This is a genomic window from Allotabrizicola aquatica (SeqCode) (assembly GCF_965194375.1).
In the GTDB taxonomy this organism is placed as follows: domain Bacteria; phylum Pseudomonadota; class Alphaproteobacteria; order Rhodobacterales; family Rhodobacteraceae; genus Tabrizicola_A; species Tabrizicola_A aquatica.
The window spans coordinates 134,417-154,450 of record NZ_CBDAEL010000006.1 but is presented as its reverse complement, the minus strand read 5'-3'; the positions used below and the strand labels follow the sequence as shown (position 1 = coordinate 154,450).

Here is a 20,034-nt window from a genome sequence, read left to right as displayed (position 1 = left end):
CCTTTCAGCGCCTCTAACGCAACACGCGCCTTGAACGCCGCGTCATGGTTCCTGCGTTTCTTCATGTTCTGATCTCCTCGTTCTTGGAGACCAGCAGACGTCAGATCGTAGCTTCCGTCACTGTCCGATTTTCGGGGAGTAGCTCAGAAGACAGGTATCGAGCTTGAACCGTCTCATCTCATACTGGTTATCGATCTACCTGTTGATGTGAGGGCGCCAGAAGTCACCTACCGGATGATACTCGACCAGCTCATTGCTGACGACCACGAACTTGGAAATAAGAAGGTATGAAAGATTGATGGTGGCGAGCGATGGAGTTGGAAAGCCGGAGAAACATGAGCTAACAGGGACTTAAAGATTTATCTTCAAAATGCTTGATCTTGATCGCCTTTCTTGTGTTCTCCTCGGCCGTAGCTGATCAGACGGACAAGCGTGTCGCATTGACCCAAAACTCAGAAAAGGAAAGAGACGCTGATGAGCCATGTTGAAATAGTCGAGCCTCAGTTCATCCAGATGCATGCGAGCGACCTTGTTCCAGCGAAAGTCATGCACGTGTATTGCTTAGGCGGCTGGGCGAAACTAAGCTGTGGCGGGATGAACGCTGACGCCGCAGAGGAAGCATTTTCAGGCAGACCTAAAACAGGATTGTTCTCTTACGTCTCGATCCCAACATGCCCCGAAGTACTTCTCTTTGGCTTTGACGCCACAGACTTTGCGGGCTTTCGTATAGAAAGCGGAGGATGTTTAGTGTATTTTGAGGCTACAAGGTTTTCACCTGCGGCTCCATATTTCGGCAATCCATCAGATTTCTTTCTTAAGCAAATCGAAAAATACAATAGCCTTCATGATCGTTACAGTTCTTAGCTGTTGCATCCTTGCTCCTCTCACGAAGTGTGGACCCTATTAGCCGAACAAAGAAGGCCTGCCATATCAAACCGCACGGCAACACTTTACAACAAGATAACCCAATGAAGGAGAGAGGAATGAAGAAAGCCGCATTAATGGTATCGTTGCTCTTAACGGGAAACGCTGTGCTTGCTGAAGGTGCAGTCGTAGACGGGCTAAGTGCATCTGAAATTGTAAGGGAGGGTGAGATTGTTGCTGTAGAATTAAAAGAACGAGATTGGCATCTTCTAGTTGATTATGATGACACCCTTTATGCGTGCGAGACTATCAGGGGTGTCAAGGGCGGCATGGGCATCTACTGCCTACCACTACCCTATGAAAAGAAATAACACCAAGCTGACAGCGGCAATTCGCACAAGGCTAACCCCATGCCATTTGCACCTAGGGTCAGGACCACCATTGAGTTCGAGGCTGAGAACGCTGGAAGGTGGAACTCCCATCAGCACCTCTTCATTGTTTCAGACCAAGTGGGTGAAAGGCAAGCAGATGCCCCTAATGTGGTACTAATGGGTGGTCCTGTCCCACTGCAGGATTGGGTTCAAATTCTAGAGAAGGGCTGGGGGGCTATCCGTAATCCCCATCTGAGCTTTGCTTGACCGGACAAAAAGCTATTAGAGTTATATAGCAAAGTGTCCGGACAGTGGGTGAGCTAGACCCCCCGCTTCAAGTATGACTGTAACCTCACTGAACGGCACCATAGTCCTGTTTTCCATCCGGTCAGAGATACTGATGCTTATGTTGGGCTGCACTTCTCATGGAACCCAAGGCTCGGCCTCGAGTAGTGTCCCCAAGGTCCTTAACCCTCTTCCCGAAATCTCAAAATACCCCCCGCTGGCAGAGCTTATGTACATGATCTGGGTACCCCCCACTGGCCCATGCCCACCCCCTCACCACCATCGATAACAATAATCTGAGAAGGGTTAGCACAGGCAGAACTCGTACAAATCTGTTGATCGCCGCATAGTAGACCAGATCGTAGACCAGAAAGTGCCCAGCTTGATCTAATCCCACCTCTCCACTATCAACAAAATCAGAGCGTTAGATGATTGCCGATGCCTTCAGAGGGAATAGAACCCCGGCCTTGGGCACCAGCGCAGCAATCGGCAGGGCGATATGATCCACACCGGGCTTTGGCGCGTAACCTTTGAAAGGCCCTGTGAATGATCCCAGTGACCGCCAAGGAGTCATCGATGCAAATTGTTACGCTGTATTTGTCCACCGCCGCGATCTTTCTGGTGATCGATGCCATCATGTTGCGGCTGTATATGGCCCCGTTGTTCGAACGCTACATCGGGCCGATGATGCTGGAGAACATCCGGATGGCCCCGGCTGCGCTGTTCTATTTGGCCTATGTGGCGGGGCTTTTGTATCTGGTCTCGGTACCCGCGCTGAAGGCCGGGGCGCCCATTCTTATTCCGGCGGCGATCTTGGGCTTTATGGCCTATGGGACTTTTGAGTTCACCAACTATGCCATCCTCAAGGGTTGGAACCTGCGGATGGTGATCACCGATGTGACTTGGGGAACCGTATTGACGGCGGTCTCCGCTTGGGGTGGTCTGGCGATCACCAAGGCCCTTTTCAAGGTGTGATCCATGATCCTCTACGGCATCCCGACCTGTGACACCTGCAAGAAGGCGCTCAAGGCGCTGGAGGCGGCGGGCCATGCCGTTCAGTTCCGCGACATTCGCAAAGATCCGCTGAGCGAGGCAGAAATTGGGGAAATGGTGGCTGAATTTGGGGGGCTTTTGGTGAACCGTCAGTCCACCACCTACCGCGGATTTTCGGATTTTCTGCGCGAATCTGAGCCAGAGGCGCAGATTGCAGCGCAGCCTACGGTGATGAAGCGCCCGGTGATCCGGGCCGAAAAATGGCATCTCGGCTGGGACGCTGACGTGCAGGCAGCCCTCCTTTAGGGCCACAAAAAACGGCCCCCGAGGGGGCCGTTCCTGACAAATCTGATTGAGGCTTAGAGCAAGCGCAAGTCGCCGGCGGACTGTTTGCCGTCGCGGCCCGATTGCAGCTCATAGCCGATTTTCTGGTTGTCGTTCAGGCCCTTAAGCCCTGCACGTTCGACCGCCGAGATGTGAACGAACACGTCCTTGCCGCCGTCATCGGGGGCGATGAAGCCATAACCTTTGGTGCTGTTGAACCATTTCACGGTGCCGGTGGGCATTCCGCTCTCTCCTATCTCAACCCTCCCGAGGCGGTATTGCCGCGGGCCGTGCAAGCAGGTCTTCTTGGGCCTCGATAGGCGGTCAGAAAGTCTGTCGTCACTGAGAAAATCATGCCAAAGCTTTTTATAAAAGCAAGCAAGGAATCCGTAAGGGATTTCTGCCTTGTCAAGGGCTGGCCGCGGGGCGCAACACGGCGCACAGTTTTTGGGCATTGTGGTGGGTCATAATCGGCCCTGTTGGGTCTTATTTCCCCCTGTCGCCTTTGCGCCAGACGGCAAGAACCCTGTCAATCGACAAGGGACCCGCGCCCTTTAGAACCAGCGTCAGCAGCACAAAAACCCACAGCGCCCGTTGATCCAAGATCAGCGCATCTGACGCGGCGTCGAACCAAGCCCCGATTGTGGCTGGGCTGGCCGCGTGGCCGATGATGTCGGTCAGGCTTTGCACAACAACAAAGCCGATCATCCCAAGCGCGGCCAGACGGGTGGCAAGGCCCAGCACGATCAGCGCGGGCAGCACCAGTTCGGCCCAAGACCCGGCCAGCACGACCAGCCAGCGCAGCGCGACCATTTGGCTGATGTCATAGCCTGCGGCGTCCATCGCGCGGGGAAAGATCTGGGCATAGGCCCCCAATGAGGGGGTAAAAACCCCGTCCAATTTGGTGAGGCCAGAGATCCAGAAATACATGAGCAGCACCGCCGCAAAGCAAGCGCGGGCCATAAGCGGCACCAGATTGTTGCCGAGGCGGTCCAGTGCCGTGGTGGTACGGTTGTAGAGGGTGGCGTGGCCGGTCATGCGGTGACTCCGACGATGGCGTTGTTGTGCAGCAAAGCCCAAGGAGGCGGGTGAGGTCAAACCCTTCGCCGGTCGCGGCCAGTGCGGCGATCAAGGGCTCGCCCCGGCCAAGGGTGGCCAGAAACGCCGCGCCGCCCGGGGGCAAGAGGTGCACGGTAGGGTCAAACTCGGGGCGCAGCACGACAAGTTCTTCGGCGCACATTTGCGGTTTGGGCCCGTTGTGCAGCGTGGCGTGCCAGATGGCATGCACCGGCCAGTTTGAGACCAGAACCCGAAGCGAGGGGGCAAGCCGGAGGCGGGCCTGCAAAAGCTGGTCTTTACCCATGCTGCCAAGGGTCTCACCGGGCAAGGGCGCCGCATCGGCGGCATGGTAGCTTTGGCGCAGGGCCTGCTCCAGCCGAGCCACGTCGGGCAGATAGCCCAGATGCGCCACCGGCGCAAAGCCCGCCAGAAACTCGGCAAAGCTTTCGCCGTACAGCATCAACCGCCGATCCGTTGGCGGTGTTTGGCGCAGGTAAACCAGCGCCATGGCGGCAAAGAATGCAGGCCCCACCAGCTTTTGCACGGCGGGAAAGGCCGCCTCCAGCACGCGGATCAGCGAGCTGTTGACCGTGTTGCGATAGACCGAGAACCGCTTGGCGTCGGGCAGGCCATCGGGGCCGACAAGGCCCGCGGGCATGGGGCGCGCGGGGTCGAGCAGGGCTTCGGCAAACTGGGTCTGGCTCATCTTGGCACCAGAAGTGCGGTGGCGCGGGCGGCCTCGGCGGCCAGCGCCTGCCAGTCGGGCACGTCGTTGTCCCATTCGATCAGCGTTGGTCGGGGGCCTGCGTCGGTGATCACTTGGGCATAAAGCGCCCAGACCGGATCGGCCACTTCGGCGCCGTGGCTGTCGATCAACAGCGGGCGATCCGCGCTGTCGCGGTCTTCCTCATGCCCACCGAGATGGATTTCGCCGACCAGATGAAGCGGGAACCGCCCGATATAGTCCAAGGGGTCGCGGACCTGATTGACGCAAGAGACAAAGACGTTGTTCACATCCAGCAAAAGCCCACATCCGCTGCGCCGGGCAATCTCGGCCAAGAAATCCACCTCGTCCCACGTCGTTTCGGCAAAGGCGACATAGGTTGAGGGGTTTTCCAACAGCATGCGACGCCCCAGAACCTGTTGCACATGGTCAATGTGATCGACCACGCGGGTCAGGGTCTGGCTGGTGTAGGGCAGGGGCAAAAGATCGTTCAAAAAAGCCCCGTCATGGGTTGACCAGGCAAGATGCTCGGAAAAGCTGGCGGGTTGCAGCCAATCGCAGAGCTTCTTCAGATTGACCAAATGGGCCGCATCCAGCGCGGCCTCGCCTCCGATTGACAGGCCCACGCCATGCACCGAGATCGGAAACCGCTCGGCCAGATGGCGCAGTTGCGCTAAGGGGCGGCCCCCGTCGCCCATGTAATTTTCGGCGTGGATTTCAAGCCAAGAGACAGGGACCGGGTTTTCCAGAATATCCTTGAAATGCTGCGGTTTGTACCCGACCCCGGCACCTGCCGGCAGGGCTTTTGGATGAATATCGAACATCGAGGGGCCTTTCATCGGTCCGCAAATCACACGTGAGGTCGTGTTTCGGTCGCTGGGGGGGGGCAGCCCCGCCCCAGGCGCTTTGGCATCAGCCTTTGGGCAGATCGCGGTCCAGAGCTTCAAGGCTGCCCATGCGGGCCTTGCCTTCCATGCCAGCGGGCAGTTCCATGGTCACGCAGCTGCCAGCCGGGACCAGCTTCCAAGCGTTGCCCTGATAGTCGACTTTGGAGGTGCCAGCGCAGGTGGTGCCTTCACCGGCGGCGCAATCGTTTTGACCGGCCAGTGCGACGCCAAAGCATTTTTCGTTGTCTTGTGCGGTCACCATGGTGGCGTGCGAGGCCAAGGCTGCGGCCAAAGCGCCGGCAACAGTCAGTGTGCGGATGTGGTTCGACATATGTGTAATCCCTTTGGTTATATGGATGTCTTTCGACACCCAAACCCTAGGGATCTGTGGCCATCACGAGCCAATCACAGACGCGTGGGCCACAACTCTGTGAAGTTCCAAAAGCAGGGATCACCCTGTGGCATGCGCCGCGAGACTGCGGCACATGCCTTTAAGATCAAGGGTTTGCGGGCGCTAGTGCGCTGGGGGCAGGGCGTCAAGCCCGAAGGTCGCGATGGCTTCGGCAAAGCTGAGCGTGTCAGTCCGGGTCTCGCCCAGACGGCGAACTGAAACAGTGCGCTCTTCAACCTCTTTCATGCCGATGGCCAAGATCACGGGAACTTTGCCGACCGAATGTTCGCGCACCTTGTAGTTGATCTTCTCGTTACGCGTATCGGCCTCGGCGCGGACGCCCGCCTTTTTCAGCGCGTTGACTACCTCGTTCACATAGCCATCGGCATCCGACACGATGGAGGCGACAACCACCTGACGCGGGGCCAGCCAGAAAGGGAACTTGCCCGCGTAGTTTTCGATCAGGATGCCGATAAAGCGTTCGAACGAGCCAAGGATCGCGCGGTGCAGCATGACGGGGCGGTGTTTCGCGCCGTCTTCGCCGACAAATTCCGCATCCAGCCGGTTGGGCAGGTTGAAATCGGCCTGGAAAGTGCCGCACTGCCATTCGCGGCCGATGGCGTCGGTCAGTTTGAAATCCAGCTTCGGGCCATAGAACGCGCCGTCGCCTTCGTTGATCTGGTAGGGCAAGCCCAGACCTTCGATGGCCTTTTGCAGCGCGCCTTCGGCTTTGTCCCAAACCTCATCGCTGCCCACGCGCACATCTGGGCGGGTGGAGAGTTTGATGTCGAACTTTTCAAAGCCTAGGTCTTTGTAGACCGAGGACAGAAGCGCGATGAAGCCCGCGCATTCCGCCTCGATCTGGTCTTCTGTGCAGAAGATATGGGCGTCGTCCTGCGTAAAGCCGCGCACGCGCATCAGCCCGTGCATGGAGCCGGAGGATTCGTAGCGGTGGCACGAGCCAAACTCGGCCAGGCGCAAGGGCAGGTCACGGTAGGACTTTAGGCCCTGATTGAAGATCTGCACATGGCAGGGGCAGTTCATGGGTTTCAGCGCATTGATGCGCTTTTCCTTGGCGCCCTCTTCGTCCACCTCAACGATGAACATATTCTCGCGGTAGGCTTCCCAGTGGCCGGATTTTTCCCACAGGATGCGGTCCACCACTTGGGGCGTCTTGATTTCCTTATAGCCTGCCGTGCGCAGACGGCCGCGCATGTAATCTTCCAACTGGCGATAGATCGTCCAGCCGTTCGGGTGCCAGAACACCATGCCGGGCGCTTCGTCCTGGATGTGGAACAGCTCCATTTCCCGGCCAAGCCTGCGGTGGTCGCGCTTGGCGGCCTCTTCCAGCATGGTCATGTGCGCCTTGAGGTCGTCGCGGTTCTTGAACGCAAGGCCGTAGATGCGCTGGAGCATGGGGCGCGAGGCGTCGCCCAGCCAATAGGCGCCGGCGACATGGGTCAGCTTGAAGGCATCGGCGGGCACCTGGCCCGTATGGGCCAGATGCGGGCCGCGGCACAGGTCCTGCCAAGGCCCGTGCCAATACATCCGCAGGTCTTCGCCTTCAGGAATGCGGTTGATAAGCTCGATCTTGAAGGGCTCGCCGCGGTCCTCATAGTAGGCAATCGCGCGGGCACGGTCCCAGACTTCGGTTTTCACCGGATCGCGGGCGTTGATGATTTGCTTCATGCGGGCTTCGATCGCGCCAAGGTCTTCCGGTGTGAAGGGTTCCGCCCGGTCAAAGTCGTAAAACCAACCGTAATCGCGCACCGGGCCGATGGTGACCTTCACATCAGGCCAGATGTCCTGCACGGCGCGGGCCATGATATGGGCGCAGTCGTGGCGGATCAGTTCCAGCGCTTGGGCGTCATCGGCCATGGTGTGAATGGCGATTTTCGCATCCGTCATGATCGGCCATTGCAGATCATAATGCGCGCCGTTCACCGATGCGGAAATGGCCTTTTTGGCCAAACCGGGGGCGATGGACATCGCCACTTCGGCGGCGGTCACGCCTGCGGCGTAGTCGCGCTTGTTGCCATCGGGGAAGGTGAGGGAGATTTGGGCCATGGCCTGATCCTCGTCTGTTTGGCGCCTACGAAACGCCCGGTTGCGGGTTATGTGCGGGTGGTTTGCCGCTTTGGCTGGGCGGCGTCAAGATCGCGGCGGCGAAAAATGGCTTGCAGCGGGGTGGTTTGGTGAATTCTATGCCTTCTCACGCAGTTGCGGGCTGACAGGGCCAAAGCCGGACGCTAAACCCCTTGTCGGAGTGGAGTGACAATGACCCAGTTTCTGACCACAGCCGCAGGCCGCCGCATTGCTTATCATCAGACCCCCGGCGCCGGGCCGGGCGTGGTCTTTCTGGGTGGGTATCGGTCGGACATGACCGGCACCAAGGCGGTGCATCTGCAACGCTGGGCCGAAGGCTGCGGGCGTGCTTTCCTGCGGTTTGATTATTCCGGGCATGGCCAATCGTCGGGGCGGTTTGAAGAGGGCGGGATTGGCGACTGGTTCGCCGATGCGCTGGCGGCGCTTGAGGCGCTGACGAACGGGCCGCAGGTTCTGGTTGGGTCTTCGATGGGCGGCTGGATCTCGCTTTTGGTCGCGCGCGCGGTGCCCGGTCGAGTGGCGGGGCTTGTGGGCATCGCTGCCGCGCCAGATTTCACGGCGGATCTGATGTGGGACAGCTATTCGGACGAGCAAAAGGCGCTGCTTACGGGGCAGGGCTGGCTGGCCGAGCCTTCGGAATATTCTGACCAACCGAACATCATCACCAAGACCTTCCTTGACGATGGGGCCAAGCATCTTGTGCTGCGCGCGCCTTTGAACCTGCCTTTTCCGGTGCGGCTGCTGCAGGGCACAGCGGATGTCGACGTGCCACCCTCGGTCGCGCTGCGGCTGATGGACCATGCCACCTGCCCCGATCTGCGGCTGACGCTGGTCAAGGGGGCGGATCACCGCTTTTCCACCCCGGACTGTCTGGATCTTATGACCGCAACCATCGAGGAGGTCCTGCGTCATGCGTAGGTTTGGCAAGGCACTGGGGCGGCTGATCGTTGTGATTTTCGCACTATTGGCAGGGATCTGGGCCTTCGCGCCTGAGGAACCAGTTGATCGGGATATTTCCTTCGAAGCCAATGCATTGCCAGATGATCTCTCTGAGTTTCTTGCGCAACGTGAATTGCATTTTTCCGACATTCGCCCCGAGGCGGCCAAGCGCATTGTCTGGGCGGGCGTGCCCGGACAAAAGACGCCGCTGGCGGTGATTTATGTGCATGGCTTCTCTGCCTCGGCCGAGGAAATTCGCCCGGTGCCGGACGAGGTAGCGAAGGCGCTTGGCGCGAACCTCTTTTACACACGGCTGGCGGGTCATGGCCGGTCGGGCGATGCGATGGCCGAACCGTTTGCCGGGGATTGGATCGAAGATATGGCCGAGGCGATGGCCATCGGGCGGAGCTTAGGCGACCGGGTTGTGGTGATCGCCACCTCGACCGGGGGCACGCTGGCGGCGATTGTGGCCACGGACCCGGTGCTGTCCGAAGGGCTGGCCGGGGTGGTTTTGGTGTCGCCCAATTTCGGTGTGAAAAGTGCCGCCGCCAAGATCCTTGATCTGCCGCTTGCGCGACATTGGGGGCCGCTGGTGGCGGGGGAAACCCGCAGCTTTGAACCCTTGAACGACGCCCAAGCCCGCTATTGGACCACGAGCTATCCGACGGTGGCCCTGTTTCCGATGGCTGCGCTAGTACGCCATGCGCGCGGGCTTGATTATTCCGCCGTCACGATCCCGGCCTTGGTGATCTATTCGCCGCAGGATCAGGTGGTGGATCCGGCGCAGACCGAGGCGCTGATGGCAGGCTGGGGCGGCGCTGTGCAAATGGAGCAGCGCCAGATGGGGCCGGGCGACGATCCGTTTTCGCATGTCATCGCCGGTTCGGCGATGTCGCCGGGGCAGACGGCCGAGACGGTGGGTTTGATCCTTGGCTGGGCAAAGGGGCTGTGATGCACGAACCTTTGGTGATCATCCCCGGCATGATGGCCGACGCCCGTCTGTTCCTGCCGCAGATGGTGCGGCTGGGGGCTGACCGTGCCTGTCAGGTCTGCATTGCCGCCCAAGGGGAGACGGTGGAAAAGATGTCCGAGGCCATGATGGCCGGGCTGCCGCCGAAGTTTGCGCTTTTGGGTCATGGGCTGGGCGGTGATGTGGCGCTGGACATCATCCGACGGGCGCCTGACCGGGTGACGCGGGTGATCCTGATGGCGACCGACCCTTTGTCCGAACCGCCCCAGATCGCCGTTGAACGCGAAACCCGGATGGTCATGGCGCGGGCCGGGCGGCTGGTGGATGCCATGGCGCAAGAGATTCCGGCGTCGGCGGTGGCGGACAGCCCTTGGCATGGCGAGATCATGGCCTTGGTCAAGGATATGGCGCTGGGTCTGGGCGAGGGCGTGTTCCTGCGCCAATCGCGCGCGGCGCAGCGCCGACCCGATCAGCAGAAAACCATGCGCAAGGTGCGGCTGCCTGCCTTGGTGCTTGCCGGGCGGCAAGACCCGCTGGTACCCCTGCGGCGGCAAGAGTTTACCGCCACGCTGATGCCCTATGGCCAATTCGGGATTATCGAGGATTCTGGGCACCTTGCGCCCTTGGAGCAGCCCGAAGCCGTGTCAGACGCGATTGAGGCGTTTCTGAACGGCCCGATGATGCTGCGCTAGGCGGGGCATCCGCACCGCCCGGTGTGGTTTAGGTGGCCGCAGCGACGGCCTTCAGCTTTGGCTGCGCCGGAGCGCCCGAATTGGCGTCGATGAAATTCAACACCAAGGGGCGAATGTTCAGACGCCAGCTCTTGCCTGCGAAGATGCCGTAATGGCCTGCCTCCGGCTCAAGGTGCCAAGCCTTCTTGCTGTCGGGCAGCCCGGTGCAGAGCTTAAGCGCCGCAACGCATTGGCCGGGGGCCGAGATATCGTCTTTCTCGCCCTCAACCGTTTTCACCGCCACGCGGGTGATCGCCCCGATGTCCACCTTCTTGCCCGCCACGGTAAACTCGTTGCGTGCAATCTCGCGGTTTTTGAAGATCCGCTCGACGGTGGAAAGGTAGAATTCCGCCGTCATGTCCATCACGGCGAGATATTCATCATAAAACCGATTGTGGGCGTCGTGATCCGAGGCCTCGCCGCGTGCGACGCGCATGATTTGTTCGGAAAACGCCTTTGAGTGCCGCTCGGCGTTCATCGACATAAAGCTTTGCAGCTGCAAAAGCCCCGGATAGACCAAGCGGCCGACGCCTTTGTATTTGAAGCCGACGCGCTGAATGGCCATTTGTTCCAGCTGGCCCATGGTGATCCGGCGGCCAAAGTCGGTGACGTCGGTCGCGGCTGCGTCCGGGTCAATCGGCCCGCCGATCAGGGTCAGGCTGCGCGGCTGGGCATCGGGGTCTTCGCTCGCGAGATAGGCCGTTGCGGCCAAGGTCAGCGGCGCGGGCTGGCAAATGGCGATCACATGGGTGTCCGGACCCAAGGCGCGCATGAATTCGACAAGGTACAGCGTGTAATCTTCAACGTCGAATTTTCCGGCACTGACCGGAATATCGCGCGCATTGGCCCAATCTGTCACAAAAACATCGGCATCGGGCAGCAAACTGGCCACGGTTGAGCGTAGCAAGGTGGCGTAGTGACCCGACATTGGCGCGACAAGCAGGATCTTGCGGGCCATCGGCGCGCGGCGGCGCACGAAGAACTGCACCAGATCACCAAAGGGTTTTTCCACAACCGGCTTGACGTCGACCAGATGGTCGGTGCCGTCAGCGCCGGGGATCGAACGGATGCCCCAGTCGGGTTTTGCGACCATGCGGGCGAAGGATCTTTCGGTCACCTCGCCCCAGGCGGCCATCATCTGCAGCATTGGATTCATCGTCAAAGCAAAGGCCGGATAGCTTGCCATGGCCCGTGCCGATGCGCCCATCCACTCATTCGTATTGCGAATGCTTTCCATCAGGTCATAGGTGGCCATATACTTCACGGGCGTCTCCTTGGCCGATTCTGCCACATCCCATGGATAGGGATGGCGCAATGCTGCATGGCAGCGAGAATAGGGGTCAAAGCTTAACATGACAACTGAAGAATATGACGCGGGCCACAAACTAGAGCGGATGCAGGCCAACCTCGCGAAAATCGAAGGGTTGTCCGAGCGGCTGATGGCGGCCTTGGCGCGCCAAAAGCAGAAAGATGCCGCACTCGATGGGCCGTCTTCTGACATCTACATGAAGGCCGCGCAGGCCTATCTGGCCGCCATGTTGCAAAACCCCGCCAAGGTGCTGGAGCATCAGATCGGCTATTGGGGCAAAACGCTGACGCATTATGTCGAGGCCCAGCAGGCGCTCGCCTCAGGTGAGTTCAAGGCCCCCGCCGATCCCGGCCCCAAGGATCGCCGGTTCTCTAACCCGCTGTGGGATACCCACCCCGCCTTCAACTATCTCAAGCAGCAGTACCTCATCAACTCTGAGGCCATTAACACCGCCGTCAGCGATATGGAGGACATTGCGCCTGCCGACAAAAAGCGGGTGGAGTATTTCACCCGCCAGATCGTCGACATGCTGGCGCCGACGAATTTTCTGGGCACCAATCCGGATGCTTTGGAAAAGGCGATTGCCACCGATGGCGAAAGCTTGGTGAAGGGGCTGGAGAACCTTGTCGCCGATATCGAGGCCCATGACGGCGAGATGCTGCCCACGCTGTCGGACCCGGCCGCCTTTACCTTGGGCGAAAATATCGCCGCCACGCCGGGCGCGGTGGTGTTCCGCAACCGGATGCTGGAGCTGATCCAGTTCAAGCCGACGACCGAAACGGTCTATGAAACCCCGCTGCTGATCTTTCCGCCGTGGATCAACAAATACTATGTGATGGACCTTAAGCCGCAGAATTCGCTGATCAAATGGATCGTGGATCAGGGCTTTACGTTGTTCGTGGTGTCTTGGGTCAACCCCGATGCGACCTATGCCGATGTCTGCATGGACGACTATATCCGCGAGGGCTATCTGACGGCGATGGCCGAGGTCCGCAAGATTTGCGGCGTTAAGCAGATCAACGCTGTGGGCTATTGCATCGCGGGCACGACGCTGAGCATGACCATCGCGCATCTGCAGCGCGCGGGCGATGAGACGGTGAAATCGGCCACGCTGTTCACCACGCTGACCGATTTTTCCGACCCTGGAGAGATGGGCGTGTTTCTGGCCGATGACTTCATCGACGGCATTTCGCGTCAGGTCGCTTCGGACGGGATTTTGTCCAAGCGCTTTATGGGCAAGACCTTTTCCTATCTGCGCTCCAATGACTTGATCTACGGCCCGGCGATCAAAAGCTATATGCTGGGCGAGGCGCCCCCGGCCTTTGATCTTTTGCATTGGAACGGCGATGGCACCAACCTGCCGGGTAAGATGGCGATCGAATACATCCGCGATCTGTGCCAGTTGAACGGCTTTGCGCGCGGCGTGTTCCCGGTCTTTGGCAAGCCTGTCACGCTGGATGGGGTGAAGGTGCCCCTCTGCGCCATTGCCTGTGAGACAGACCACATCGCGCATTGGCGCGGCAGCTTTAATGGCGTCAAGCAGATGGGGTCCAAGGACAAGACCTTTATCGTCTCGCAGTCGGGCCACATCGCCGGGATCATCAACCCGCCGTCCAAGGGCAAGTATGGCCATTACACCTCGGATGCGCCGCTGGAAGGCGAGCCGGACGATTGGATGAAGGGCGCGACCTTTACCCAAGGCAGCTGGTGGCCGCGTTGGGGGGCTTGGCTGGATGAACGTTCTGGCGCGCAGATTCCAGCCCGTCAGATTGGTGATTCGGGCCATCCCGAACTCTGCCCCGCCCCGGGCACTTATGTGGTCGCCATTCCAGAGGCTTGATTTCTCACAGGTTTCCCAATCCGACGCCGTTCGCCCCTGAGTTGTTTCTGCGTCGCAGAAATTTCACTTGCAATGCTGCAGTGCAGCATGTATATCTTGCTTCAGGAAACGGGCGACACCCCGGACATTCAGGAGCAATTCAAATGACCAAGACCACCGACTTCACCAAAGTCATGCAGGACATGATGGCTTCGTTCCCGGTTGACGCTTCGGCCTTCCAGAACGCATTCAAGACCCAAGCTGCTTACGGCGAAAAGCTGGCTGCCGTTGCTTTGGCCGCCGCTGAAAAGTCGACCGAACTTTCGGCCAAGTGGGCCAAAGACTCGCTCGCCAAGCTGTCGGAAACCGCCAAAGCCAAGGCTGAGCCGGCTGATTACACCAAAGCCGCAACCGATTTCGCCACCGCTGCTGCGGAAATGGCTGCCGAAAATCTGGCTGCTTTCGCTGAAATCGCGAAAAAAGTGCAGATGGACACCGTTGAGGTGATGCTGGCTGCTGGCAAGAACGCTTCGGAAGAAACCACCGCTGCGATGAAAAAGGCCACCGCTGACGTGACCGCTCAGGTCAAGAAAGCTGCTGCTGCAAAGTAATCGGGTCGGGTTCTGCGTCTCCTCCCTGACGCGGACAGACCAATCGGGCGGGCCTTTGTGCCCGCCCTTTCTTTTTTTCTGCACCTCGCCTAAGGTTCTCTGCACAAGCAAAAACCCTGGGGAGGGGCGATGATGGCCGAACCTGCGAAACCGCTGTTGATCAAGCGCTATGCCAGCCGCCGTCTGTATAATACCGAAACCTCGGATTATGTGACGCTGGAAGACATTGCGGGCTTTGTTCGGGCGGGGCGCGACGTGCAGATCGTCGATCTCAAGACCGGCGATGATCTGACCCGGCAATATCTGCTGCAGATCGTGGCCGAGCATGAATCCAAGGGCGATTCGGTGCTGCCCACCAATGTCTTGACCGATCTGGTGCGCTCATACGCCACCAATATGCAGTCGGTCATGCCGCAGTTTCTGGCCGCCAGCTTTGACATGCTGCGCGAGGGGCAGTCGAAGATGCTGGAAGGTTTTGCGGGCATCGCGCCGCCGATGGCCGGGATGCCGGGCTTTGAGGCGATGCGCAAGCAGCAAGAAGCTTTCATGAAGACCATGTTGGCCGGAATGCCGGGCTGGGGGGGCACCACGCCTGCCCGCACTGAGGCTGAACCTGCCAAGGAGGCGCCCGAGGATCTGGCCGAGATCAAGCGTCAACTGGCCGAGTTGCAGCAAAAACTCTCCAAGCTCTGATCGGCAATGACCGAAGGGCAGGGTCGCGTCACATTGTGGGGGATCGAGGTGTTCCTCGCCGTCACCGAAGAGCGCGCGATCTCGGCGGCCGCGCGGCGGCTGGGCGTGTCACCTTCGGCGATTTCGCAGCAGTTGACCGGGCTGGAAACCGCGCTTGGTGCGGTGCTTCTGGACCGTTCGGCCCGCCCCATGGGGCTGACCCCGGCGGGCACCATGTTTCGCCGCCATGCCCAAACCATTCTGAACGCCGAGGCCGAGGCGCGCAGCGAGTTGGCGATGGCGGATCTCTCGGGCCTGACCACGCTGCGTTTGGGTGTGATCGAGGATTTCGATGCTCAGGTGACGCCCCTTTTGCTGCAGGGGCTGGCCAGTGATCTGAAAGGATGTCGGTTCCTCTTGGAAACTGGGGCCAGTCATCGGCTTTTGGACCAGTTGGAGGCCCGCGCGCTGGACATGGTGGTGGCCGCTGATCTTGACAGCGAGGGCAGCCATGAAGGCTGGCGCGAGGTGCATCCCGTCATGACCGAACCCTTTGTTGCCGTGGCCCCGCGTGGGCAGGATCCGGCCAACCTGCCCTTGATTCTTTACACCGCGCGCCATCTGATGGGCCGCCAGATTGCCAGCCAACTTGCGCGGCAGAACCTGAAACTGACCCACCGGTTTGAACTCGACAGTTATCGCGCGATCTTGGCCATGGTGTCGGGCGGGGCGGGCTGGACCATTCTCACTCCGCTTGCTCTGCATCACGCCAGCCGCTTTCGCGAAGGTCTGGATGTGATGCCCTTGCCCTTTGCGCCTTTTGGGCGGACCCTGTCGCTCTCGGCGCGGGCCGGGGTCTTGCGCGATATCCCGGCACAGGTGGCCGACCGAATGCGCGGGTTGATCGCGTCCCAAGTCGTTACCCCAGCGCGGCAGGAATGGCCGTGGATGGCTGAAAGCTTGCGAGTGCTGTAGCTGCGAAATCGCCTTGTTTACGCTTGTGCCTGACCGTGCTCAAGCGGGAAATACTGGTCTTCACATCCGCGTGACAATTGCGTTAACAGTCTGTAATTGCGATGGATTCTTCGAGTTCACCCCCTATGTTGAGCGGCGAAGGCTCGGTTGCCTTCTGTTTGGCTACCGCGTTGTGCGGGGCCGCAAAATTCAGGATGAAGACTATGAAAAAGTTCGCTCTCGCTCTGGCCGCTTCGGCTGTTGCTGCCACCGCTGCGTTCGCTCAGGAAGCTCCGGTCGTTGCTGACGCTGATGCAAACGGCACCTTCTCGCTGGTCGAAGTGCAGGCTGCTTACACTGCCGCCACCGAAGAGGCCTTCAAGGCCGCTGACACCGACGCGTCGGGCGAGCTGTCGGCTGAAGAGCTGGCTGCTGCTGTTGCCGCGAACGCTTTCGCTGGCTAATCCGACCTAAGGTCAGATGTCTGGGCCGCCGCAGCGATGCGGCGGCCTTTTCTGTGGCCTTTTCTGTGCGCCGCGCGGTCGCGGCTACTCCAGTTCGATCAACAGATCCTTGGCGTCGATCTGGCTGCCCGCCTGCACATAGAGCGCCTTGATCGTGGCGTCGCGGTCGGCATGCAGTCCGGTTTCCATCTTCATCGCCTCGATCGTGAGGAGCATGTCACCCGCCTTGACCTTCTGGCCCACGGCCACCGTCACGCTGGCCACCGCACCCGGCATCGGTGCGCCGATGTGGTTGGGGTTGCCCTCTTGCGCCTTGGGCTTCGCGGCGGTTTTTGCCTTGATCGCGCGGTTTGGAACCCGGATCACACGGGGTTGGCCGTTCAGCTCGAAGAACACCTTCACCTCGCCGTCATCGGTGGTCTCGCCCACCGCCTGCAGCCGGATTTCCAGCGTCTTGCCGGGGTCAATCTCAGAGGTGATCTCTTCGCCCGGCTGCATGCCATAAAAGAAGGTGCGCGTTGGCAGGGTGCGGACGGGACCATAGAGCCGATGGCGGCCCATATAGTCGAGGAAGACCTTCGGATACATCAGATAGCCGTTCAGATCCTCATCATCGACGACAAAGCCGCTGAGATCTGCCGAGACTTTGGCGCGCACTGCCTCATGGTCCACGGGTGCGACATCGGCACCGGGACGCGTGGTCAGCGCAGGTTCGCCCTTCAGAACCTTGGCCTGAATGCCCTGCGGCCAGCCGCCGTGGGGTTGGCCGAGATTGCCCCTCAGCATGTCAATCACCGAGTCAGGGAAGGCCACGTCCACGGCCGGATCTTCGACCTCAGCCCGTGTCAGCCCTTGGGCCACCATCATCAAGGCCATGTCACCCACAACCTTTGACGAGGGCGTGACCTTTACGATGTCGCCAAACATCTGGTTGGCGTCGGCATAGGCCTGCGCCACTTCGGGCCAACGCTCTTCCAGCCCAAGGCTGCGCGCCTGTGCTTTCAGGTTGGTGAACTGCCCGCCGGGCATTTCATGCAGATAGACCTCAGACGCCGGGGCCGGGATGCCGCTTTCAAAGGCGGCATATTGGGCGCGAACATGTTCCCAATAGTTGGAAATCTCGCGGATCGCCTTGATGTCGAGCCCGGTGTCGCGTTCGGTATGGCGCAGCGCTTCGACGATGGCACCGAGGCAGGGTTGCGATGTGCCGCCCGAAAACGCGTCCATCGCCGAGTCGATGGCATCCACGCCCGCGTCACAGGCGGCCATGATGGTCGCCACGCCACCGCCTGCCGTATCATGGGTGTGGAAATGGATGGGCAGGCCGACCTCTTGCTTGAGCGTCTTGATGAGGATCTTGGCCGCGGACGGTTTCATCAGCCCGGCCATGTCTTTCAGACCCAGCACATGGGCGCCTGCCGCCTTCAATTCCTGGGCGCGGGCGACGTAGTATTTCAGGTCATACTTGGCGCGGTTCGGGTCCAGAATATCGCCGGTATAGCAGACCGTGCCTTCCAGAACCTTGTTGGCGTCCAGCACAGCATCCATCGCGACGCGCATGTTTTCTACCCAGTTCAGGCTGTCAAACACCCGGAACACATCGACGCCGGTGATCGCGGCCTGTTTGACAAAGCCTTGCACCACATTGTCAGGGTAGGTGGTGTAGCCCACGCCATTGGCGCCGCGCAAAAGCATCTGGGTCATCAGGTTCGGCATCTGCGCGCGCAGATCGCGCAGGCGCTGCCACGGGCATTCTTGCAAGAAGCGGTAGGCCACATCAAAGGTCGCCCCACCCCAGCATTCGACCGAGAACAGCTGCGGCAGATGGGCGGCATAGGCGGGGGCGGCCTTGATCATGTCGATCGACCGCATCCGCGTGGCCAACAAAGACTGGTGCCCGTCGCGCATGGTGGTGTCGGTGATCAGCACCTTTTTCTGCGCGCGCATCCAGTCGGCCACGGCTTGCGGGCCCTTTTGCTCCAAAAGGTTGCGGGTGCCCATCGCGGGTTCAACACGCGGAATGGGGGCCTTCGGGGCCTTGACCTCGGCGGCGGGTTTGGGGCGGCCTGCGGTCTCGGGGTGACCGTTCACCGTGATATCGGCGATATAGGTCAGGATCTTGGTCGCCCGGTCACGCCGCTTTTTAAAGGCGAAAAGGTCGGGCGTCGTGTCGATGAACTTGGTGGTATAGCTGTAATCCAGAAAGGTCGGATGTTTCAGCAGGTTGATGACAAATTCGATGTTCGTCGCCACGCCGCGGATCCGGAATTCGCGCAGCGCGCGGTCCATCCGTGCAATCGCCTTTTCTGGCGTCTGGGCATGGGCGGTCACCTTGACGAGCAAGCTGTCATAATAGCGCGTGATGACGCCGCCCGCATAGGCAGTGCCGCCATCCAACCGAATGCCATTGCCGGTGGCCGAGCGGTAGGCGGTCAGGCGGCCATAGTCGGGGATGAAGTTGTTCAAAGGGTCTTCGGTGGTGACGCGGCACTGCACGGCGTGGCCGTTCAGTTTGACATCGGCCTGAGAGGCCACCCCGGTCGCCTGCGGCAGGGCCTTGCCCTCTTCGATCAGGATCTGGGCCTGCACGATGTCGATGCCGGTCACCTCTTCGGTGACGGTGTGTTCGACCTGAACGCGGGGGTTCACCTCGATGAAGTAGAATTTCTCATCGTCCATATCCATCAGGAATTCGACGGTGCCCGCGCATTCATACTGCACATGGGCGCAGATTTTCCGGGCCATTTCGCAAACATCGGCGCGCTGGGCTTCGGTCAGATAGGGGGCGGGGGCGCGTTCAACGACCTTTTGGTTGCGCCGCTGCACGGTGCAATCGCGCTCCCACAGGTGCCAAACATTGCCTTGCTTGTCGCCCAGGATCTGCACTTCGACGTGGCGGGCGCGCAGGATCATCTTTTCCAGATAGCCCTCGCCATTGCCAAAGGCGGCCTCGGCCTCGCGGCGGCCCTCGCGGACTTTCAGCTCCAGCTCATCTTCCGACAAGATCGGGCGCATACCGCGCCCGCCGCCGCCCCATGACGCTTTGAGCATCAGGGGATAGCCCACTTCCTTGGCCTGCCGTTTGATCGCGGCCATGTCATCGCCCAAGACCTCGGTCGCCGGAATGACGGGAACACCCGCTTCCATCGCCACGCGGCGCGCGCTGGCCTTGTCGCCCAGGGCGCGCATGGTTTCCGCCCGCGGGCCGATAAAGGTGATGCCGGCCTGATCGCAGGCCTCAACAAAATCGGGGTTTTCCGACAAAAGCCCATAGCCGGGGTGAATGGCATCCGCGCCCGCCATTTTGGCGACCCGAATGATTTCCGGGATCGACAGATAGGCCCCGACCGGCGACAGCCCCTCGCCGATCAGATAGGCCTCATCGGCCTTGAACCGGTGCAGCGACAGCTTGTCTTCCTCGGCATAGACCGCGACGGTTTTCTTGCCCATTTCATTGGCCGCGCGCATGATGCGAATGGCAATCTCGCCACGGTTGGCGACGAGGATTTTCTTGAATTCGGGCATAGGCTAACCTCCGGGCGCGGGGATGCGTTTGGCGGG

The 20,034-nt window shown here is 60.1% G+C and carries 20 protein-coding genes; 12 read left to right on the top strand and 8 right to left on the bottom strand.

Features of this window, described 5'->3' with window-relative positions:
- Positions 1 to 474 precede the first annotated feature (474 nt).
- The 4 genes from AC72UB_RS09975 to AC72UB_RS09960 all read left to right on the top strand — a co-directional run bounded on the left by AC72UB_RS09975 (position 475) and on the right by AC72UB_RS09960 (position 2,819).
- Positions 475 to 864, top strand: a complete 390-nt coding sequence (locus AC72UB_RS09975) for a hypothetical protein (RefSeq protein ID WP_505189637.1) — start codon at positions 475 to 477, stop codon at positions 862 to 864.
- A gap of 119 nt (positions 865 to 983) precedes the next feature.
- Entirely contained in the window at positions 984 to 1,235 is a 252-nt protein-coding gene (locus AC72UB_RS09970; RefSeq protein WP_505189636.1) for a hypothetical protein, read from the top strand.
- 861 nt (positions 1,236 to 2,096) lie between these two features.
- Positions 2,097 to 2,495, top strand: coding sequence for a DUF2177 family protein (locus AC72UB_RS09965; RefSeq protein WP_505189635.1), 399 nt, complete (start codon positions 2,097 to 2,099; stop codon positions 2,493 to 2,495).
- Positions 2,496 to 2,498: 3 nt separating this feature from the next.
- Complete coding sequence (locus AC72UB_RS09960; RefSeq protein ID WP_505189634.1) at positions 2,499 to 2,819, top strand: arsenate reductase family protein; 321 nt, start codon at positions 2,499 to 2,501, stop codon at positions 2,817 to 2,819.
- 53 nt (positions 2,820 to 2,872) lie between these two features.
- Here the strand turns inward: AC72UB_RS09960 and AC72UB_RS09955 are convergent, their stop codons facing one another.
- From AC72UB_RS09955 to thrS, 6 genes are all read right to left on the bottom strand, one after another.
- Positions 2,873 to 3,079, bottom strand: coding sequence for a cold-shock protein (locus AC72UB_RS09955; RefSeq protein ID WP_125324549.1), 207 nt, complete (start codon positions 3,077 to 3,079; stop codon positions 2,873 to 2,875).
- A gap of 244 nt (positions 3,080 to 3,323) precedes the next feature.
- Positions 3,324 to 3,767, bottom strand: coding sequence for a DoxX family protein (locus AC72UB_RS09950; protein ID WP_505189633.1), 444 nt, complete (start codon positions 3,765 to 3,767; stop codon positions 3,324 to 3,326).
- Positions 3,661 to 4,602 carry an HvfC/BufC family peptide modification chaperone gene (locus tag AC72UB_RS09945; protein WP_505189632.1) on the bottom strand — a complete coding sequence of 314 codons (942 nt, stop codon included), beginning with the start codon at positions 4,600 to 4,602 and terminating at the stop codon, positions 3,661 to 3,663. The genes AC72UB_RS09950 and AC72UB_RS09945 overlap by 107 nt, the downstream gene beginning before the upstream one ends.
- The gene (gene bufB / locus AC72UB_RS09940) at positions 4,599 to 5,444 is read right to left on the bottom strand and encodes an MNIO family bufferin maturase (RefSeq protein WP_505189631.1); all 846 of its coding nucleotides are present in this window, start codon (positions 5,442 to 5,444) and stop codon (positions 4,599 to 4,601) included. The genes AC72UB_RS09945 and bufB overlap by 4 nt, the downstream gene beginning before the upstream one ends.
- 88 nt (positions 5,445 to 5,532) lie before the next feature.
- Positions 5,533 to 5,838, bottom strand: coding sequence for a BufA1 family periplasmic bufferin-type metallophore (locus AC72UB_RS09935; RefSeq protein ID WP_505189630.1), 306 nt, complete (start codon positions 5,836 to 5,838; stop codon positions 5,533 to 5,535).
- Between the two features lie 183 nt (positions 5,839 to 6,021).
- The gene (thrS, locus tag AC72UB_RS09930) at positions 6,022 to 7,965 is read right to left on the bottom strand and encodes a threonine--tRNA ligase (RefSeq protein WP_505189629.1); all 1,944 of its coding nucleotides are present in this window, start codon (positions 7,963 to 7,965) and stop codon (positions 6,022 to 6,024) included.
- A gap of 210 nt (positions 7,966 to 8,175) precedes the next feature.
- Between thrS and AC72UB_RS09925 the strand changes: the two genes are divergently transcribed.
- The 3 genes from AC72UB_RS09925 to AC72UB_RS09915 are packed head-to-tail and all read left to right on the top strand — an operon-like array spanning position 8,176 to position 10,605.
- The gene (locus tag AC72UB_RS09925) at positions 8,176 to 8,922 is read left to right on the top strand and encodes an alpha/beta fold hydrolase (RefSeq protein ID WP_505189628.1); all 747 of its coding nucleotides are present in this window, start codon (positions 8,176 to 8,178) and stop codon (positions 8,920 to 8,922) included.
- Positions 8,915 to 9,895 carry an alpha/beta hydrolase gene (locus tag AC72UB_RS09920; RefSeq protein ID WP_505189627.1) on the top strand — a complete coding sequence of 327 codons (981 nt, stop codon included), beginning with the start codon at positions 8,915 to 8,917 and terminating at the stop codon, positions 9,893 to 9,895. The genes AC72UB_RS09925 and AC72UB_RS09920 overlap by 8 nt, the downstream gene beginning before the upstream one ends.
- On the top strand, positions 9,895 to 10,605 hold the full coding sequence (locus tag AC72UB_RS09915) for an alpha/beta fold hydrolase (protein ID WP_505189626.1): 711 nt from the start codon (positions 9,895 to 9,897) through the stop codon (positions 10,603 to 10,605). Before AC72UB_RS09920 ends, AC72UB_RS09915 begins: the two co-directional genes overlap by 1 nt.
- Positions 10,606 to 10,633: 28 nt before the next feature.
- On the opposite strand, the gene phaZ is transcribed toward AC72UB_RS09915, so the two are convergent.
- Positions 10,634 to 11,908: a polyhydroxyalkanoate depolymerase gene (gene phaZ / locus AC72UB_RS09910; protein WP_505189625.1), complete on the bottom strand. Its 1,275-nt coding sequence runs from the start codon at positions 11,906 to 11,908 to the stop codon at positions 10,634 to 10,636.
- An 88-nt stretch (positions 11,909 to 11,996) separates the two neighbouring features.
- Between phaZ and phaC the strand changes: the two genes are divergently transcribed.
- The 5 genes from phaC to AC72UB_RS09885 all read left to right on the top strand — a co-directional run bounded on the left by phaC (position 11,997) and on the right by AC72UB_RS09885 (position 16,473).
- Positions 11,997 to 13,793 (top strand): class I poly(R)-hydroxyalkanoic acid synthase, encoded by a 1,797-nt coding sequence (phaC, locus tag AC72UB_RS09905; RefSeq protein WP_505189624.1) that lies wholly within the window; start codon positions 11,997 to 11,999, stop codon positions 13,791 to 13,793.
- Positions 13,794 to 13,936: 143 nt separating this feature from the next.
- On the top strand, positions 13,937 to 14,383 hold the full coding sequence (locus AC72UB_RS09900) for a Phasin (RefSeq protein ID WP_463289686.1): 447 nt from the start codon (positions 13,937 to 13,939) through the stop codon (positions 14,381 to 14,383).
- A 132-nt stretch (positions 14,384 to 14,515) separates the two neighbouring features.
- On the top strand, positions 14,516 to 15,076 hold the full coding sequence (gene phaR, locus AC72UB_RS09895; RefSeq protein ID WP_505189623.1) for a polyhydroxyalkanoate synthesis repressor PhaR: 561 nt from the start codon (positions 14,516 to 14,518) through the stop codon (positions 15,074 to 15,076).
- A 6-nt stretch (positions 15,077 to 15,082) separates the two neighbouring features.
- Positions 15,083 to 16,030 (top strand): LysR family transcriptional regulator, encoded by a 948-nt coding sequence (locus AC72UB_RS09890; RefSeq protein WP_505189622.1) that lies wholly within the window; start codon positions 15,083 to 15,085, stop codon positions 16,028 to 16,030.
- A 203-nt stretch (positions 16,031 to 16,233) separates the two neighbouring features.
- Positions 16,234 to 16,473: an EF-hand domain-containing protein gene (locus AC72UB_RS09885; RefSeq protein ID WP_505189621.1), complete on the top strand. Its 240-nt coding sequence runs from the start codon at positions 16,234 to 16,236 to the stop codon at positions 16,471 to 16,473.
- An 84-nt stretch (positions 16,474 to 16,557) separates the two neighbouring features.
- Here the strand turns inward: AC72UB_RS09885 and pyc are convergent, their stop codons facing one another.
- Positions 16,558 to 19,998, bottom strand: coding sequence for a pyruvate carboxylase (gene pyc / locus AC72UB_RS09880; protein ID WP_505189620.1), 3,441 nt, complete (start codon positions 19,996 to 19,998; stop codon positions 16,558 to 16,560).
- Between the last annotated feature and the right edge of the window lie 36 nt (positions 19,999 to 20,034).

Bases quoted from the DNA above. Each gene is read 5' to 3' on its own strand.
- AC72UB_RS09975 (WP_505189637.1), top strand. From the start codon at position 475: ATGAGCCATGTTGAAATAGTCGAGCCTCAGTTCATCCAGATGCATGCG.
- AC72UB_RS09970 (WP_505189636.1), top strand. From the start codon at position 984: ATGAAGAAAGCCGCATTAATGGTATCGTTGCTCTTAACGGGAAACGCT.
- AC72UB_RS09965 (WP_505189635.1), top strand. From the start codon at position 2,097: ATGCAAATTGTTACGCTGTATTTGTCCACCGCCGCGATCTTTCTGGTG.
- AC72UB_RS09960 (WP_505189634.1), top strand. From the start codon at position 2,499: ATGATCCTCTACGGCATCCCGACCTGTGACACCTGCAAGAAGGCGCTC.
- AC72UB_RS09955 (WP_125324549.1), bottom strand. From the start codon at position 3,079: ATGCCCACCGGCACCGTGAAATGGTTCAACAGCACCAAAGGTTATGGC.
- AC72UB_RS09950 (WP_505189633.1), bottom strand. From the start codon at position 3,767: ATGTATTTCTGGATCTCTGGCCTCACCAAATTGGACGGGGTTTTTACC.
- AC72UB_RS09945 (WP_505189632.1), bottom strand. From the start codon at position 4,602: ATGAGCCAGACCCAGTTTGCCGAAGCCCTGCTCGACCCCGCGCGCCCC.
- bufB (WP_505189631.1), bottom strand. From the start codon at position 5,444: ATGTTCGATATTCATCCAAAAGCCCTGCCGGCAGGTGCCGGGGTCGGG.
- AC72UB_RS09935 (WP_505189630.1), bottom strand. From the start codon at position 5,838: ATGTCGAACCACATCCGCACACTGACTGTTGCCGGCGCTTTGGCCGCA.
- thrS (WP_505189629.1), bottom strand. From the start codon at position 7,965: ATGGCCCAAATCTCCCTCACCTTCCCCGATGGCAACAAGCGCGACTAC.
- AC72UB_RS09925 (WP_505189628.1), top strand. From the start codon at position 8,176: ATGACCCAGTTTCTGACCACAGCCGCAGGCCGCCGCATTGCTTATCAT.
- AC72UB_RS09920 (WP_505189627.1), top strand. From the start codon at position 8,915: ATGCGTAGGTTTGGCAAGGCACTGGGGCGGCTGATCGTTGTGATTTTC.
- AC72UB_RS09915 (WP_505189626.1), top strand. From the start codon at position 9,895: ATGCACGAACCTTTGGTGATCATCCCCGGCATGATGGCCGACGCCCGT.
- phaC (WP_505189624.1), top strand. From the start codon at position 11,997: ATGACAACTGAAGAATATGACGCGGGCCACAAACTAGAGCGGATGCAG.
- AC72UB_RS09900 (WP_463289686.1), top strand. From the start codon at position 13,937: ATGACCAAGACCACCGACTTCACCAAAGTCATGCAGGACATGATGGCT.
- phaR (WP_505189623.1), top strand. From the start codon at position 14,516: ATGGCCGAACCTGCGAAACCGCTGTTGATCAAGCGCTATGCCAGCCGC.
- AC72UB_RS09890 (WP_505189622.1), top strand. From the start codon at position 15,083: ATGACCGAAGGGCAGGGTCGCGTCACATTGTGGGGGATCGAGGTGTTC.
- AC72UB_RS09885 (WP_505189621.1), top strand. From the start codon at position 16,234: ATGAAAAAGTTCGCTCTCGCTCTGGCCGCTTCGGCTGTTGCTGCCACC.
- pyc (WP_505189620.1), bottom strand. From the start codon at position 19,998: ATGCCCGAATTCAAGAAAATCCTCGTCGCCAACCGTGGCGAGATTGCC.